This is a genomic window from Aliarcobacter cibarius, assembly GCF_013372265.1.
Classification (GTDB): domain Bacteria; phylum Campylobacterota; class Campylobacteria; order Campylobacterales; family Arcobacteraceae; genus Aliarcobacter; species Aliarcobacter cibarius.
Map to the genome: position 1 here is coordinate 1,815,252 of NZ_CP054051.1, position 16,940 is coordinate 1,832,191.

General features: G+C 24.4%; 13 protein-coding genes. 4 read left to right on the top strand and 9 right to left on the bottom strand.

Annotation, left to right across the window (positions count from 1 at the left end):
* Positions 1-18: 18 nt before the first annotated feature.
* Genes ACBT_RS09155 through ACBT_RS09165 form a run of 3 tightly spaced genes read right to left on the bottom strand, consistent with a single transcriptional unit; the run spans position 19 to position 2,394 of the window.
* Positions 19-1,239: an ArsS family sensor histidine kinase gene (locus tag ACBT_RS09155; RefSeq protein WP_024774728.1), complete on the bottom strand. Its 1,221-nt coding sequence runs from the start codon at positions 1,237-1,239 to the stop codon at positions 19-21.
* On the bottom strand, positions 1,236-1,916 hold the full coding sequence (locus ACBT_RS09160) for a response regulator transcription factor (RefSeq protein WP_024774727.1): 681 nt from the start codon (positions 1,914-1,916) through the stop codon (positions 1,236-1,238). The genes ACBT_RS09155 and ACBT_RS09160 overlap by 4 nt, the downstream gene beginning before the upstream one ends.
* 28 nt (positions 1,917-1,944) lie before the next feature.
* Positions 1,945-2,394 carry a Spy/CpxP family protein refolding chaperone gene (locus tag ACBT_RS09165; protein ID WP_024774726.1) on the bottom strand — a complete coding sequence of 150 codons (450 nt, stop codon included), beginning with the start codon at positions 2,392-2,394 and terminating at the stop codon, positions 1,945-1,947.
* A 146-nt stretch (positions 2,395-2,540) separates the two neighbouring features.
* Between ACBT_RS09165 and ACBT_RS09170 the strand changes: the two genes are divergently transcribed.
* Together ACBT_RS09170 and ACBT_RS09175 are read left to right on the top strand one after the other, a co-directional pair.
* Complete coding sequence (locus ACBT_RS09170; protein WP_024774725.1) at positions 2,541-4,655, top strand: cache domain-containing protein; 2,115 nt, start codon at positions 2,541-2,543, stop codon at positions 4,653-4,655.
* Positions 4,652-5,596, top strand: a complete 945-nt coding sequence (locus ACBT_RS09175; protein WP_024774724.1) for an endonuclease/exonuclease/phosphatase family protein — start codon at positions 4,652-4,654, stop codon at positions 5,594-5,596. Before ACBT_RS09170 ends, ACBT_RS09175 begins: the two co-directional genes overlap by 4 nt.
* Here ACBT_RS09175 and ACBT_RS09180 read toward each other — a convergent pair.
* Genes ACBT_RS09180 through ACBT_RS09200 form a run of 5 tightly spaced genes read right to left on the bottom strand, consistent with a single transcriptional unit; the run spans position 5,593 to position 14,008 of the window.
* A complete protein-coding gene (locus ACBT_RS09180; protein ID WP_024774723.1) occupies positions 5,593-8,484 on the bottom strand; it encodes a translocation/assembly module TamB domain-containing protein in 2,892 nt (963 codons plus the stop codon). The two genes, ACBT_RS09175 and ACBT_RS09180, sit on opposite strands and share 4 nt — an antisense overlap.
* Positions 8,481-10,172, bottom strand: coding sequence for an autotransporter assembly complex protein TamA (locus tag ACBT_RS09185; protein WP_024774722.1), 1,692 nt, complete (start codon positions 10,170-10,172; stop codon positions 8,481-8,483). The genes ACBT_RS09180 and ACBT_RS09185 overlap by 4 nt, the downstream gene beginning before the upstream one ends.
* A gap of 9 nt (positions 10,173-10,181) precedes the next feature.
* Positions 10,182-10,709, bottom strand: coding sequence for a GNAT family N-acetyltransferase (locus ACBT_RS09190; protein WP_024774721.1), 528 nt, complete (start codon positions 10,707-10,709; stop codon positions 10,182-10,184).
* Positions 10,710-10,715: 6 nt separating this feature from the next.
* Entirely contained in the window at positions 10,716-13,703 is a 2,988-nt protein-coding gene (gene mfd / locus ACBT_RS09195; protein ID WP_024774720.1) for a transcription-repair coupling factor, read from the bottom strand.
* A 2-nt stretch (positions 13,704-13,705) separates the two neighbouring features.
* Positions 13,706-14,008 carry a hypothetical protein gene (locus ACBT_RS09200; RefSeq protein ID WP_024774719.1) on the bottom strand — a complete coding sequence of 101 codons (303 nt, stop codon included), beginning with the start codon at positions 14,006-14,008 and terminating at the stop codon, positions 13,706-13,708.
* A gap of 118 nt (positions 14,009-14,126) precedes the next feature.
* On the opposite strand from ACBT_RS09200, the gene ACBT_RS09205 reads away from it, so the two are divergent.
* Positions 14,127-14,366: a hypothetical protein gene (locus tag ACBT_RS09205; protein ID WP_024774718.1), complete on the top strand. Its 240-nt coding sequence runs from the start codon at positions 14,127-14,129 to the stop codon at positions 14,364-14,366.
* A 15-nt stretch (positions 14,367-14,381) separates the two neighbouring features.
* Here the strand turns inward: ACBT_RS09205 and ACBT_RS09210 are convergent, their stop codons facing one another.
* Positions 14,382-15,089, bottom strand: a complete 708-nt coding sequence (locus ACBT_RS09210) for a hypothetical protein (protein WP_024774717.1) — start codon at positions 15,087-15,089, stop codon at positions 14,382-14,384.
* Between the two features lie 125 nt (positions 15,090-15,214).
* On the opposite strand from ACBT_RS09210, the gene ACBT_RS09215 reads away from it, so the two are divergent.
* Complete coding sequence (locus ACBT_RS09215; RefSeq protein ID WP_024774716.1) at positions 15,215-16,921, top strand: lysophospholipid acyltransferase family protein; 1,707 nt, start codon at positions 15,215-15,217, stop codon at positions 16,919-16,921.
* The last annotated feature ends 19 nt before the right edge of the window (positions 16,922-16,940 follow it).

Here is a 16,940-nt window from a genome sequence, read left to right on the forward strand (position 1 = left end):
TGCTATATCAAAGATTTTTTATCCTTTTTGTATAGTAAAAATATTTTTACCATCTTCATATTTATAAAGCAAATTATATCCATTTGCTTTTAAAATATTGAAAACTATATAAAGACCTAATCCAAAAGAATCTTTTGAAGACTTACTATAAAAAGGTTCAAGATAATTTTTAAAATCACCTTGAAGTTTTTTCCCACTATTTATGAATAAAATATTATTTTCATTAGTTTTTATAACTACTTTTTTATCACTTGAGTATTTTATTGCATTATCAATTAAATTTTTTATTGCTATACTAAAAAGTTTAAAATTTACATCAAGTTTTATATTTTCATATTCACAAAAAACACAACTTTCATCAAGCATCAAAATATCTTTTGCTTCATCAATTAAATCTTCTAAAAAATAACTCTTTTTGTCCAAAACTTTATTTTGAGATATTAACTCTTCTATAGTTGCAAATTCATTTATCAAAGATTCAAGCTTATTAAAAACCATTTTTAGTTTTTCACTGTTTTCTTCATTTTTTTCTAGTTGTAAAAGAAATTTACCCTTTGTTATAGGTGTTTTTAATTCATGCATTATATTTCGTATAAAAATATTTCTAGACTCTTTAATATTTTTAAGTTTTATTGCACTTTTTCTAAATTCATTTGCTAAAAGAGCAACTTCATCTTTGCTACTTGAAGTATAAAAATCAAAATCAAATTTTTCATCACCTAAATTTATAACTTTATCTTTCAACTCCTTTAGAGGTAAAAGCTTTTTTAGTGTTTTAATATACAAAAAAGTAATTACAAGTAAAAGAGTAATAAAAACAAAAATAATATAAGTACTATTTGTAAAACTCTCACTTTCTAAATCTTTTATCAAAATCTGTTTATTGAATCTATCAAAAAGTAAGTGATATTTTCCATCAATCTGGAATATTTTAAAAAAATCTCCATGCTTATTTGCTTTTGTAAAAATTATCTTTTTATGAGTACTTAAAATATTTTCTATATCTTCTTTAGAATCAAATATTTTATAATTCATATCTAATAAATTTTTATTAAAATCCTCATCAAAATGATTCTTTTTACTATTAATCATCTTTATTATTGGTTTATATCTATCAAAAATTTGTTCACTCTTCATTGAATTTTCATGACTAAACAAGAAAATGAAAGCCATTACCAATAAAATAAAAGTTATTAAAAAGTTTAAAGTTGTAGAAAAAATTATTGAATTTTTATTCATTGTATAAATTTATACCCCATACCTCTGATTGTATGAAGATAATTTGGTTCTCTTGGATTATCTTCAATTTTATGTCTAATTCTATTTATGATAACGGCTAAAGAACCACTACTTTCATAATCACTATTTAGAATATCAGAGTTTTCAAAAATATCTTCTCTACTTACTATAAATCCTTCTCTTTTTATAAAAAGACTCAATATTTCAAACTCTGCAGCTGTTAACTTCAAGTAGACACCATCTTTTTTAATCTCTTTTTTCTCTTCATCTAAAACAAAAGTTTTTTTCACATTTAACTCTTCTTTTTCCAATGATTTATTAAATCTTCGCAAAATTGTTCTTATTCTTATCTCTAATTCTCTTGGATCATAAGGTTTTGGTAAATAGTCATCAGCTCCCAATTTCAAAGCTGTAACCTTATCAGTTATATCACTTCTTGCACTAGAAATAATTATTGGGATATTAAATTTTTCCACAATCTCTTTACAAACATCTAATCCATCCATTCCTGGAAGAGTCAAATCTAAAATTATTAAATCAAATTTCTGTAATTTTAAACTAGAAAGAGCCAAAAATGGCTCTTCATAATTTGTAACTTCAATATTAAATTGTTTTAGATACAAGGATAAAACCTCTGCTAATTCTAAATCATCTTCTATCATTGCAATTTTTATCAAAGTTACTCCTTTTCTTTAATTTTAATTATTAGTCTTCAAATCTTTGTTTCATTTTTTCTTTTCTTAAATCAAGCAGAGTTCTTAACTGCTCTTTTTGTTTTGTATCTAAAATTTTATACGCTTTATCTATTACATCTGCATGTAACTCTTGAGTTTTCTCTCTTTTGTCTTTCATAATTTTTGTAAACTTATCTTTATCAAAGCTGTCTTTTGTAAATGCATCACAAGGAAACTCCTGATTTTTTCTACTTTCTTTGATTATTTCATCAATTTTTGTTTTTTGTTCAGCTGTTAAATTTAACTCATAAAACATACCTAAAATACCATTTTGGTGTTTCGACATTTTTTTACCATCTTTTTGATTCATAGGACAGTTTTGATTATCTTTTCTAAAATCACAATTTCCTCCAACTTGTTGTGCATACAAACCACTCACTAATATTGATGCCAATGTTAAACTTGATACGATTTTTTTCATCTCTAATCCTTTTTTTTGATATATGGAATTATTACATAATTAATTTAACCATATTTAAATTCTATCTTAACACAATATTAATGATTATATAAAGTCCTAATTTCTATTTAGATAAAATGTATTAATTAAAATAAAATGGAAATAAATTGAAATTATCAAAATTTATCGCAAGATTCATACTTATTACTGCTTTTTCATCGGTTATATTAGCCTTCTTAGTATCTATCATTTTTCAGTATATAAATTTCAAAAGTGATTTGGCTCACTTAAGAGATGAGTTAACTGAGCAGAAAAAAAGAGAAGTAAAAAATGAAGTAAATATGCTTCATGGTTTAATAAAATATAAAGAAGAACTTCTAAAAAAAACTGTTCAAAATAGGCTAAAAGATAGGGTTAATCAAGCTTATACTTTAGCTATGAATATTTATGAATTAAATAAAAAAATAAAAACAGAAGATGAAATAAAATATTTAATTGCCAATGCTTTAAAAAATTTTAGATTTGAAAATGATGATAGCTACTTTTTTATAAATAGTAATAAAGGCCAAAGTATTTTATATTCAGAACAAGTAACACTTGATAAGTATATTGATATTTGGGATTTAAAAGATTTAAATGGCAAACCTATTATACAAATTCAATCAAAAATAGCAACAGAACAAAAAGAGGGATTTTCAATAAATAGTTTTACAAAGCCGAATTCACAAAATCAAACTCAATTTTTAAAATTATCTTTTATAAAACTTTTTGAGCCTTATGATTGGCATATTGGAATGGGTGAATATTTAGATGATTTAAGAAACAAGAATCAAGAAGAACTACTAAGCTGGATAGGAACTTTAGAAAATGAAAATAGTAATTATACTTTTATTAATTCAATAGATGGTCTTTCTTTGGTTTTTGAAGGTAATAAACTAGAAAAACCAAAAAAACATCCTTCTCCTGAACTATTTATCAAACAATTAGAAATTTCAAAAAACAGTGAAGGAGATTTTTTTGAATATAAATTTAAAAAACCAAATAGTAGTGAAGAGTTTGAAAAAATATCATTTGTAAAACAGTTCGAAGAATATGGCTGGATAATTGGATGTGGGGTATATTTAGATGAAATTGAGGCTGAAATAAAAAGAAAAGAAGCAATTTTTGAAGAGAATATAAAAAATCAAATAGCATCAATGGTTGTAATATTTATACTTATTTTAATGATTATCTATTTTTTATCTATAAAAATTTCAGATTTTATTAACAACAACATAAAAAATTTAATCCAAGCTTTTAGAAAAGCATCTACTGAAAATAAAAAAATAAATACAGATGAATTAACATATAAAGAGTTTGTGCTTCTTGCAAATAATTTAAATAAAGCACTTGAAGATAAAAATATTATTGAAAAAGAGCTACAAGATTATATAAGAATAGTTAATCAAAATGTAATTATTTCATCTACAAATAAAGATGGGCTTATAACTGATATAAGTGAAGCTTTCTGTGAAATATCTGGATATAAAAAATATGAACTTCTTGGGAAAACTCATAAATTAGTAAGACATCCTGATACATCGATTGATTTTTATAAAAATATGTGGGATACACTTTTACAAGGTAAAGAATGGAAGGGTGAAATCAAAAATCTTACAAAAAATGGTGATACTTACTGGGTATATGCAATAATTACTCCAATTATAAAAGATGATATAATCAAAGGTTTTACAGCAATTAGGTCAAATATTACTGATAAAAAACATATAGAACATCTTTCAATAACAGATGAATTAACAAAACTTTATAATAGAAGATTTTTCAATTTAAAAATTGAGGAAGAGATAAATAGAGCCAAAAGAGAAGACAAATCTCTTTGTTTAATGATTTTAGATATTGACTATTTCAAACAATATAATGATACTTATGGACATCAAAAAGGTGATTTTGTACTACAAAAAGTAGCTGAAGTATTAAAAAATAGTACAAATAGAGCTAGTGACTTTGCTTTTAGAGTCGGTGGAGAAGAGTTTGCTATTGTTACTATATTAAAAAAAGATAAAGTATTAAACTACGCAAAAGCAATAAAAGAGAGTATTTATAATCTAAAAATAGAACACTCAAATAGCTTGGTTTCAAACTATATAACTTGTTCTATTGGAATAAGCTGCAAAATGGCAAAAGATATAAAAAATAGTGATGAAATTTATAAAGAAGCAGATGACAACCTTTATGAAGCAAAAAATATTGGTAGAAATTCTATACATGTGAATGAAAAATGAATTTAAAAATAGGAACTTTTAATCTCTTTCAATTTTGTTCACCTTCTTTTTCTTTTTATACAAAAAAAGAGAAATTTTCAAAAGAAGATTTCCAAGAGAAGAAAAGTTGGATAAAAGAACAAATATTAAAAATGAATTGTGATTTTATAGGTTTTCAAGAAGTTTTTTCTCAAGATGAATTAAAAGATTTAGTTTTAGAGTGTGGATTTAAAGAGTTTATTGTGGTTGATGAACCAAAATTAGATGATAAAAATCAAGTTTTTAAAACTACAACCATTGGATTTGCAAGTAAATTTCCTATAAAACAAGTAGAAAAAGTTTCAAGAGCTGATAATTTTACTTTTGCAAGAGAACCTATAAAAGCTATTATCTCTTTAGAAAATGATTTAAATCTAACTATTTATGTGGCTCATTTAAAATCAAATAGATTAAATGAGTTTGAATATAAATTTACACAAAACAGTACCTTTGAAGAAAAAATAGAGAAGTTTCATATAGCTCAAAAAAACAACTATTCTCTCTCTCTTAAACAAAGAATAGATGAAGCAAAAACTCTACACTTTGATATAAAAAGAGAAAAAAATCCCTCTATTTTAGTTTGTGATTTAAATGACAAAGAGTTTTCAATAACTATTGAAGCTTTAACAAATAAGAGATTTTATATTAAAGATTTAAAAAAAGATGATTATATTCTTTTTGATAGCTACTATTTAGCCCCAAAAGAGATCTACAATCCACATCCTGAAGCTAAAGAGATAAAAAGAACACCTACAAGCTATTTTGTAGGATATGGAAATACTCTTGATTTTATTTTTGTGTCAAAAAATTTAAAAAATAGTATCAAAAAATATAAAGTCTTTGATGAACATTTACAAAAAAACAAAAATGGAAGTTTAAAACAAAGTGACCATGCTCAAGTTATTTGTGAAATAGAGATTTAATATCTCTTTTTATATATCAAATCTATACTTTGTGTTTTTTCTTCAAAACCTAACTCTAAATTCCATAATTTTGTAAGTTCTCTCATAAAAACAAGTTGTCCACTTTGAGCTTTATTTTTTAATACAATTTTATTTTTTTCTCCAATATTCTTTCCAACATGAGTTTCAATATACTGTGTTGTAGGGTCATATTGAAAATATATACTATCAACTCCTAGCTCTTTTGCATAATCTTTTGAAAGTTCATTTAATAAAAACAATGAAGCTTGTGATTGCTTACTTTGAGCGCTATTTGTAGTATTTGAAAAACTCGTTCCAAAAATTAAATAGGATAAAATATCTTTATAATTCATAACTGGATTTGAATTTAAATTAATTCTAGGATTATTTAGCGTACCACTAATTAAAATAAAAATATCTACATCTTCCACTTTTGTTGAAGCTTTGATATCTAAAATTGGATTGATTGGATCCAATCCTCTAAAATAAACACTTGAACTTTCTATTTTATATGTTTTACCTAATTCTGTAAAAGTTCCAGCTACATCGTGAACTGAACCATAAAGTCTAACACCTTTTGAAAATTCTTTCTTTATATTTAATACAGTTTTTGCTTTTAAATCAATATTCTTTACATTGTATTTTATATCATCAGCAAATATTATAAGTTCTAAAGCGATATTTTCTGTAAAATAGTCTTTTTTAATAAGACTACTATCTTTTGAAACAATAATAATATCTTTATCTTTACTAATACTCATAGCTGGGATATTATAAATTGCTTTTAAATTATTTGTTTTTATATCACCTTGTACAAAAATTTTATTCTCTTTGTCTATATTTATATTCAAATTTGAATTTAGAATACCATTTCCATATGAAGCATGTCCAATAGATAAATTATTTATATTTATAGAAAGAGTAATATTTTCATCATTTTTTAAAGTTTTTACAAAAATATTATCAAAATTAAAATTTCCATTAAAATCTTCTATATTGAAAAAAGCTTCATTTAAAAGTGAGAATCTTTTTTGTAATTTCATATCATAAATTGTATCTATATCAAAATTTAATTTATCAAAATATACTATTTTATTTTTCAATTCTCCTTTTATATCTATATTTTCAATTTTTTCATTTTCTAATTTTATTTTCGGGCTATTAAATCTGAAATTTAAATTTTCTAAAGATTTTGAATTAAGTTCTAAATTAGCATTTACCAAACCTTCAAGTCCCAACTTTGGTATTTCTAAAATTTTGTTCAGTTCTTTTTCTAAATCTTTTAACTCTTTTATATTCGCATTTATTTTTATAAAGTCACCAATTTTTCCCATATTTACTAAGAAAGAACTGTTTTTTATAGTTGATTTAAAATTTTCCTTATTTGTTACAAAATTAGCATCCAGAAAAAAAGAATCATTTAAAACTAAATTTGCATCAAAAAATAGATTATTTTCATATTCACCTTTTATTTTTCCTCTAAATTTTGAGATATTTATACTCTTATCAAAATCATAAAATTGCTTTGGATTTAAATCATTTATATTTAAATCAAAAATAAATTTCTTTAAATTAGGACTTTTAAGAGATAAATTTGCTATTTTAGAGTTTAAATTTACACTCAAAGAGTATCTTTTATAAAAGCTATCTATAGTTATATTTTCTAAAGATTTTAAATTATAATTTTCATAATTTAAGTTTTGAACTATAGATTTTACACTTAAAGATAAATCTTCAATTTTGTCAAAATTCAATTTTAATTCTATTTTTGATTTTTTACTTCCTAGATTAGTTAGTAGACTGAAGTCTGCAAAAATATTTAAATTTTTATCTTTTATTTTTGCTAAACCATCAACTATTGAACTCTCTATTTTTAAAATATTTTTATCTATGTTTAGTTCATTCGATTCAAGATTTGATGTAAACTTTATCTCTTTTAAATTCCCATTTAAATTTGATGTTATTTTCAAATCATTTTTTAAAGATTTATAAATCTCTTTTTTAATAGAAGTTTGTAAATCTATATTGAAATTCAAAGTTTCAATATCATGATTTTGCATATAAGCGGTTGCTTTAATATTTGAAAGAATTTGATCATAATTTAAAATGGCATTTAAATCTGTGATATTTAAATCTGAACTTTTTATATCATAACTGCCAAAAAGTTTAAAATCTTTTATATCAAAAATTTGTTTCTCTCTTTCTATTTTTAAATTATCATTTTTTAATACAAAATCTACTTTTTCCAAATTTCCATTTGCTTCAAGATTAAAAGTTGTTTTAATATACTCATTTAAATCTATTTTTGAATTCATCTTATATATATTTTTATCAATATTTATATTTGCTTCTAAATTAGCTATATTTGATTTAATATTTGTAAAAATCTCTGCACTTATAAAATCTTTTAGATTTGAAGCTATATTTTTTGATTTTATTATTACCTCATCAATCTTTTGCTCATCATAAGTAAAATCATACAAACTAGCTTCAAAATTTTTCACAAAAAGAGTAAAAGGAATACCAAAATCATCTTCTTCTTTTTCTTGATTTTTATCTACTTCCTCTTGCTTTATAAACTCAAAAAATTTATTTTCGAAACTTACTTTTTCTATTTTTAAATCATATACATAAATCTCTTTTACTAATAAAGATAATAAACTTGGTTTTACATATAAGTTTTCAACTTTTATCATATCATCATAGTTTAAATCTTCTATTTTTATACCTGTATATAGTGAACCTTCTACTTTAGTATATTTTATTGGTAATTCATAGCTTAGATATTCAAATATTTTTGATGTTAATAAAGTTGAATTTATTAAAGTAAGAAAAGTTACTAAAAATAGAAAAATTAGTGTAAAAAATATAATTTTCAAGCTTTTCAAAATACTTGCCCTATTCCTATATGAAATACAAATCCACCTTCATCTAAAGGAAATCCAAAGTCAACTCTAAGAGGTCCAATTGGAGTGTAATATCTAGCTCCAAATCCATAAGAGTTGTAGAATTTTTCGTCAAATTTATTTGGTTCAAGACTTAACATCGTAGAGTCAAAAAAAGTTACAACTCCAAAATCTTTTCTAATAGCATATTCAAACTCTACACTATTATCAATCATTGATAAACCACCATAAGGATTATCATCTGAATCTTTTAATCCAACTTTTTGATAAGCGTAACCTCGATTACTATAATCTCCTCCTGCAAAGAAATGTTTAAATATTGGTAAATCTTTATCTAAAGTTCCAACTGATGTTTTTATAGAACTAGTTAATTTATCAAAAGTTTTTAGGTACCTTATTTGAGTCAAAGTTTTAATATAATCAATCTCACTTCCCAAAGCTTTTGTTCCATTTTCTATATAAAAAGATAAGTAATAACCATTTTTTGGATTTAAAATATCATCCCTTTCATCCAAAATAGTTTCATAAAAAACCGAATTTAAAAGATAACTTCCACTTTTATACTCTTCCAATTCTGATTCAATTGTAGAGTGTTGAGCCAAGAATCCTGCAGTATGAGATAAACCAAAGAAATCTTTAGAAAAGGATATTTTCTCTTCTATTTTCTTTTGAGAGTAGCTTGAATAATCTTTATCTTCATAAGAGATATCATTATTCAAAGAGATAGTATCGTTTATAAAATATGGATTATATATATTGTTATAAACTTCAAATCCATTTGAATTTATTTTTGTTCCAATTGTAAGACTTTTTAAATCACCTAAAAAATTCTCATTTTTATACTGTGCTTTAACTTTTACCTTAGTATCCGTATCATAACCTATACCATAAGTTATCTCTCTATAATCACCTTGAACTAATCTTACATTTACAGGAATAATATCTTCTTTAGTATCTATATTTGGTTCTATTGCAATATATTTATAAATACCAAAATTATATAAATTTTCATAAGTCTTATCTATAAGATTTGAATTATATTTTTCACCTTTTTTAAATTCAATATTTTTTTCTAAAAATTTACTATCAACATTTGCATTATTCTGAATATTTACATCACCAAAATATTGAATATTATTTTTTGTGACTTTATATTCAATATCTACTTTGTATTCATCAATATCAACATAAGCTTTTGCATCAACTTCAGCTTTTGGATATCCATTTTCATTAAGATATTTATATATATGTTTTTTAGAATTTGTAAATTCTGAAGCTTTAAAACCATTGCCTTTTTTTAGTTCAATAATATCTTTATACTCATCTTCAATTAAAATAGAAGATATTTTTATCTGTTCATTTCTTTTGATATTAAAATTTGCTTTATCTTCTTTTATTTCATAAGTAACTATTGCTTTATAAAAACCTAAACTATGAAAATACTCTTCTACTAAATCTTTACAAATTGCTATATCACTTTCATTAAATATAGGTTTTTCTTTCCAAAATTTATAAACCGCTGGATATGAGATATCACAAACTTTTTCTAGATTTAATTTAGAAAAATCTCCTAAAACTAAATCTATATCTCCAGAAAAGTCCACAGTTTTTATCTCTTTTGAAAAAGAACTCAAAGATAAAATTGAAATAATTAAAAATAATTTAAACAAATTTACTCTTTACCTTAATATATCTTTTTCTAAAATCACAAACTTTAACTCTTCTTTTGTTTTAACATTCCAAATTTCAGATTTTGGGAATTCTAAAAAAGAGTCAGTAACTTTATAACCTCTTCTTTTGTAAAAATCTATTAAATCATTTCTTATAGTAATTACTTGCATTATAAATTTATCTGCACTATATAATTTCATAGAAGATTTTTCTGCAAATTCTAAAAGTCTTTTTCCAACTCCGCTTGATTGAAAATCTGGATGAACTGCAAATAAACCAATGTATATAGAACCATTCTCTAATTTTGCTTGAATATTTCCTACAATTTTATCTTCAAATTTTGCAAGATAGATTTTAGAATCTTTTTCTTCTAAAATCTCTTCTAGCATATCATCTTCTATTCTTTTTCCACCTAACAAATGAGCTTCAGTTGTCCAAGACTTTGAAGTTTTTTCTCCTCTATATGCTAGATTTATAATGTCTACTACCTCTTTTATATTCTCTTTTTGGCACTCAATAAATTTTAAATCTAGCATATCTTTTTACTTTCTTAAATACTCTAAAGTAGTATTTATAATATCATCATCATCTCTACTTCTAGATTTTATGCTCTCTTTTAAACCTTGTGAATTTACAAAAGTAATATTTGTTTCATAAGAACTTATTTGATTTATCTCTTTTTGTATTGCTAAAATTTTTATTAAAATTAAATCCAAGAACTGTTTTGTTGGAATATCTAATTTCCCAAATCTATCTTCCATCTCTTCTTCAATATTATAAAGTTCTTCTTTATTTATTGCTCGACTCAATCTTCTATAAAGCTCTAATCTAATTCTATCTTCACTAATATAATCCTCACTAATATAGGCACTAATAGCTAGTTTTATATCTATATTTTGCTCTTTTGTTTTTGTTTCACCACTTAATGTTGCTAAAGTCTCTTCAAGCATTTTTAAATACAATCCATAACCAATCTGCTTTATATGTCCACTTTGTTCTGCTCCAATAATATTTCCACCACCTCTTATTTCTAAATCTTGGTGAGCTAGTGCTGTTCCACTTCCTAAATAAGAGTTTGATTCTAAAGCAACTAATCTTTTTATAGCTTCTGGTGTAATCTTACTTTTGTCTTCAACTACATAATAACAAAATCCCTCTTTATTACTTCGTCCAACTCTTCCTCTTAACTGGTGTAAATCAGCAATTCCAAATCTATCTGCTCCATCAATTATTATAGAATTTGCATTTGGCAGGTGAATTCCTGATTCTACAATTGAAGTTGCAAGTAATATATCAAACTCTTTATTTTCAAAGTTTTCTATTATCTTTTCAGCATCTGCTGGTTTTATTTGAGAGTGAATAACATCTACTTTTATATTTGGAACAATTTGTAGTAAATCTTTTTTCTTAGCTTCAATAGAAGCAATATTATTATGAACATAGAAGAGTTGTCCACCTCTTCTTTTCTCTCTTAAAATTATCTCTTTTATTAATGCTTCACTATACTCTTTTACATAAGTTCTTACTCCTAATCTTTCACTTGGAGGTGTAAGAAGAGAACTCATACCTTTTAGTTTTGATAGTGCAAGATTTAAAGTTCTTGGAATTGGAGTTGCACTCATAGAGAAAATATGTACATCTTCTCTTAGACCTTTTAATTTCTCTTTTTGTTTTACTCCAAATTTATGCTCTTCATCTATTATTACAAGAGCAAGATTATTTGTTTTTATATCTAAAAGTGAATGTGTTCCAATAACTAATTTTATATCACCACTTTCCAAACCTTTTTTTATACTAGTTTTTTCTTTTGGACTAGTTTTTCCATCTAGTTTAAAAACCTCAATCCCAAATTCACTAAATCTTTTACTTATTGAGTGATAGTGTTGCGTTGCTAAAAGTGTTGTTGGACATACAAAAATAGCTTGATATCCACTATTTACAACAGCTAAAAGTGCATTCATAGCAACTTCAGTTTTTCCAAAACCAACATCACCACTTAGAAGTCTATCCATAACTTTTCCACTACTTAAATCTGAAAAAATCTCATTTATACTTCTAGTTTGATCTTTTGTATAAGCAAATCCTGAACTTTTCTGGAATTTTTTTATTAAATTATCATCAATAAATATTTTTATACCATTTACAAGTTCTCTTGCTGCTGCTAGTTTTATAATATCATTTGCAATTTCAAATAATCTATCTTTTACTTTCTCTTTAAGTTTTGCAAAACTTCCTCTACCAAGTTTATCTACTATTGCGTAACTTTCACCATCTGCTACATATCTGTCAATAGTATCAATATTTTCAACAGGTATTAAAAGTCTATCTTCACCTTGATAATGAATTACAACAAAATCTCTTTTAGCTCCCATTATTGAAACTGGTTCTATTCCTTTGTATATACCAATTCCATGTTTTTCATGAACTACAAAATCATTCAACACTAACTCATCAACAACTAGTTTTACTCTTTTTTTCTTTCTTTTTTTAACCTCTTTATTTAAAGAGATAATTACTTCATTTGTTCCTAAAAGATTAATTATCTCATCACTAAAATGATATTTAATTGCTTTATCATCTAAAGGTATATCAAGAGCTTTTATTCTAGCTTCACTAGTTGTTATTAAAGTAATCTTTTTTTCTTTATGAAAACTAATAAACTCTTTTACATTTGAAGGACTTATCTCTTTATACTCTTTACTTGAATATATTTGAGGAATTGTTAAAAACTTATCTTTATTTAATCTTTTTTCTTCAAAAATATATGCTTCATCAAGTTCTCCTAGTGCTTCTTGAGTAATAAATGAATTCATATTTTGAGGTAAATAGTGAGCAAGATTATCTAAATACCAGAAACCTAAAGAGTGTATGTCTTTTACAAATGCATCACTTGAAGATAGCTCTATTTTTTCACTTAATTCTTCAAAACTATCTTCACTTAAAGCTAAAAAAGCAGGAATTATTGTAAAACTATCAAGCTCTTCTTTTTGAGATTTTTGATCTTCAATATCAAATTTTCTAATACTTTCAACTTCATCATCAAACAAGCTTACACGATATCCAAAATCACTTCCTAAAGGAGCAATATCAAAAATATCTCCTCTTATAGAAACTTCTCCAGCACTTGTTACAATATCTACAAAGTAATAACCCCAGCTATAAAGTTTTTGTTTAAAAGAGTTTAAATCAAGCTTATCAGCAAAATTTATTGTAAAACTATCAAAACAATCTTTTTTAGGAAGAGGAAAAGATACTGTTCTAATAGGAGAAATAAGAATTTTATCCTCTTTTTTATAACCATAAAAATCTTGTAGAGATTTCGTAATATCTTGTATTTCATCACTAAAAGACAATAAATCATCTTTAAAATTTGCTCTAAAATCTGCTAATACAAATGGTTTAAAACCTAAAAAAGAGACAATATGAGAAGCAACTTGAGCTTGGGCATCATCATTTACTATCAAAAGTTCACACTTTTTTAAACTCTTTTCATCTTTTAACTTTTTTAAAAATTCATATATATTTTTCACTATTACTTATCTTCACTTAACTCAAAATCTTTTGTTGTTTTATCATAAATATATGGAGTATACGGTGTTTCATTTAGTAAAAAAACTAGTTTTGCACTTTCAAACCCTGCTTTTTCTAAAGCTTCTTTAAAAATTTGTAAGATAAAAGTTTTTGTAGTAATAAGCGTAGTTGTTGATGTTGAAGTATATACATGTTTTTCACCTTCAACTGCTTTAAAACTTTTTCTTTTTACAAGTTTCTCAAATCCTTCAACATCTTGTAAACCTTCAACCTCAAGTAAAACTAAAACATCTATTGCATCCATTAAAAACCTTATAAAATAAATTGCTAAATTTTATCATATAAAAGTTTTATGCCTTATTACTAGTAAAAATGTCCTATTTATTGTATAATCAGTTATTTTATTTATAAGGAATTTCAAAATGAATTATGAGTTATTAAGTCGTCTTGCTATGGAAGATGCTGAGAAGTCAAAGAATGAATCCTTTATTTTAAAAAAAAGAAATGAAATTTTACATAATGAAATAGAGACTCTTAAAGCAGTTATTAGAAAACTAGAAGAAGAAAAAGAAAAACTTTCAAAAGAATTAGAAGAGTTAAAAGAGTCTGTAAATAAAGAGGAAGAGGTAGTAAAAGAACAAGTCTTTACTTACTACACATAAAATAATCCTCTTATTTTATGAAACTAATGCTCCAACAAGACCTATTAATCCTCCAAAAATAGCTCCCCAAACAACTAACCAAAACATATGTTCTTTTATCATATTTTGAACAATCTCTTTAACCATTTTTGGAGTTAACTCTTCTAATCTTGAATCAACAATTAAACTTAATTTATCATAAACATCGTTTGTAAACTCTTCATTTTTAAGGGCATCATTTATTGTTTGTTGAAAAGTTTCAGTTTTTGAAATAGTAATAATTGAAGTTTGAAGTTTGTTAACAAATGAATCTTTTAATCCATCTATTGCGCTCTCTCCTCCAAACATTGTAATCATTCCTCCAAAAGGTGATTGCATTATTGACTCTTTTAAAGAGGTAAAGGCTAAAGTAAAATCTGTATTTTTTAATATTTTTTCAAAATCAATATTTGTTTTTGCACTACTTAATTCATCTTGAAAAAAGCTATTTAACCTCTCTTTTGTAAAGAATTGCTCCATTAAAAGATTTTTTATAGATAATTTAAACTCTTTAAATTTACTCTCAATTACTCCACTTCCATAAAGAAATGGCACTTTTTCAAAAAGCATATAAATAGCTATTGTATTTGTAACAGCTCCACTCAATGCAAAAAGACCAACCATAAAAACAATATTGTTATCATTTGAATAACCATAAGCCATAATCAATACTGTAATTATATTTGTAATATCTGATTTATTCATGAAAAAACCTCCTAAAAAATAAATGGATTTTATCACATCTTCTTTAAAAAATTTTTACCTTTATTTATGTAATTAATTTGAAACTTTGATTATCTAAAATTTTGTTAATAGTATAGGAGTAGTAAATGATTGACATAGAAAAAGAGATAGAAAAGAAATTTCCAAAAATAAAAGAAAAAACGAATTTTTTGAAAAAATCTTTATTTAAAATAGCAAAAAAGATTGTTCATGAAGATTCTATAAATAAATTTCTATCACAAAATTCTCATTTAAAAGGTTTTGATTTTGTAGATGCGGTTTTGGACTATTTTGATTTTGATTATACAGTTTCAAGTAATGATTTACAAAATATCCCAACTACTGGAAAAGTAGTAATAATTGCAAATCATCCTTTAGGTGGACTCGATGCATTATGTTTACTGAAATTAGTTGGGAGTGTAAGAAAAGATGTAAAAATACTAGCAAATGATTTTTTGGTTGGATTTGAATCTTTAAACTCTCTTGTAATTTCAATAGATAACTTCAAAGAAAGACAAACTAAAGAGAGTATAAAAAAAGTATATGAAGCTTTAAACAACGAAGAAGCAGTTATTATTTTTCCAGCTGGAGAAGTAAGCCGAGCTACACCAAAAGGTATAAAAGATAAATCTTGGAATAAAGGATTTCTAAATTTTGCAAAAAATAGTAATTCTTCGATTTTACCAATATTTTTAGATGCAAAAAACTCTAAAACTTTTTATACAATTTCTTTATTAAATAAAACTTTTTCAACACTTTTATTATCAAATGAAATGTTTAACAAAAAATCAAAAAATATAAATATAAAAATTGGACAAATAATTCCAAATGAAAATCTTACTCCTAAAGGTTTAGATAGAGATTTCCTAGTAAATCTTTACAAAAAACATCTTTATGCTCTAAAAAAAGGGAAAAAATCATTTTTCCAAACACAAAATGCAATTGCACATCCAGTAAGCCGTATTGAATTACTAAATGAACTAAAAAAATCTCAACTTTTAGGTCAAACAAATGATGGAAAAAGAATTTATTTGTATGATTATATGGAAGACTCTATTGTTTTAAAAGAACTTGGACGATTAAGAGAGTTATCTTTTAGAAAAGTTGGTGAAGGTGTAAATAAAAAAAGAGATACAGACAAATATGATATTTATTACCAACACATAATTCTATATGATAAAAGTGAATTAGAAATTGTTGGTTCATACAGAATTGCTAATTCGGATTTAGTATATAATAGATTTGGAATAAAAGGTTTTTATTCAAATTCTTTATTTAAATTCAATGATGACTTTCTACCATATTTACAAAATTCAATTGAATTAGGTCGAAGTTTTGTTCAACCAAAATATTGGGGAACTAGAGCATTAGATTATCTTTGGTTTGGAATTGGAGCTTATTTAAAAGCTAATCCAAATATAAAATATATGTTTGGACCTGTTTCAATTCCAGGAACATTTCCTTCTATTGCAAAGGATTTAATGGTATTTTATTACAATTACTATTTTAACGAACCTCAAAGACTCATAGAAGCAAAAGATCCATATTATTACACAAATAATCTTTACGATATAAGAGACTTTTTTGAGTTAAATGATAAAAAACAAGATTTTAGAGCTTTAAAATCTTCATTAGCAAATATTGGAGTTTCAATTCCTCCTTTATATAAACAATATAGTGAGCTAACAAATGATGATGGTGTTAAATTTTTAGATTTTAGTGTAGATAAAGATTTTAATGAGTGTGTTGATGGATTTATACTAGTTGAAATAGAAAAAATAAAAGAGCATATAAAACAAAGATATATAATATAAAAGTAGAAATTAATCTACT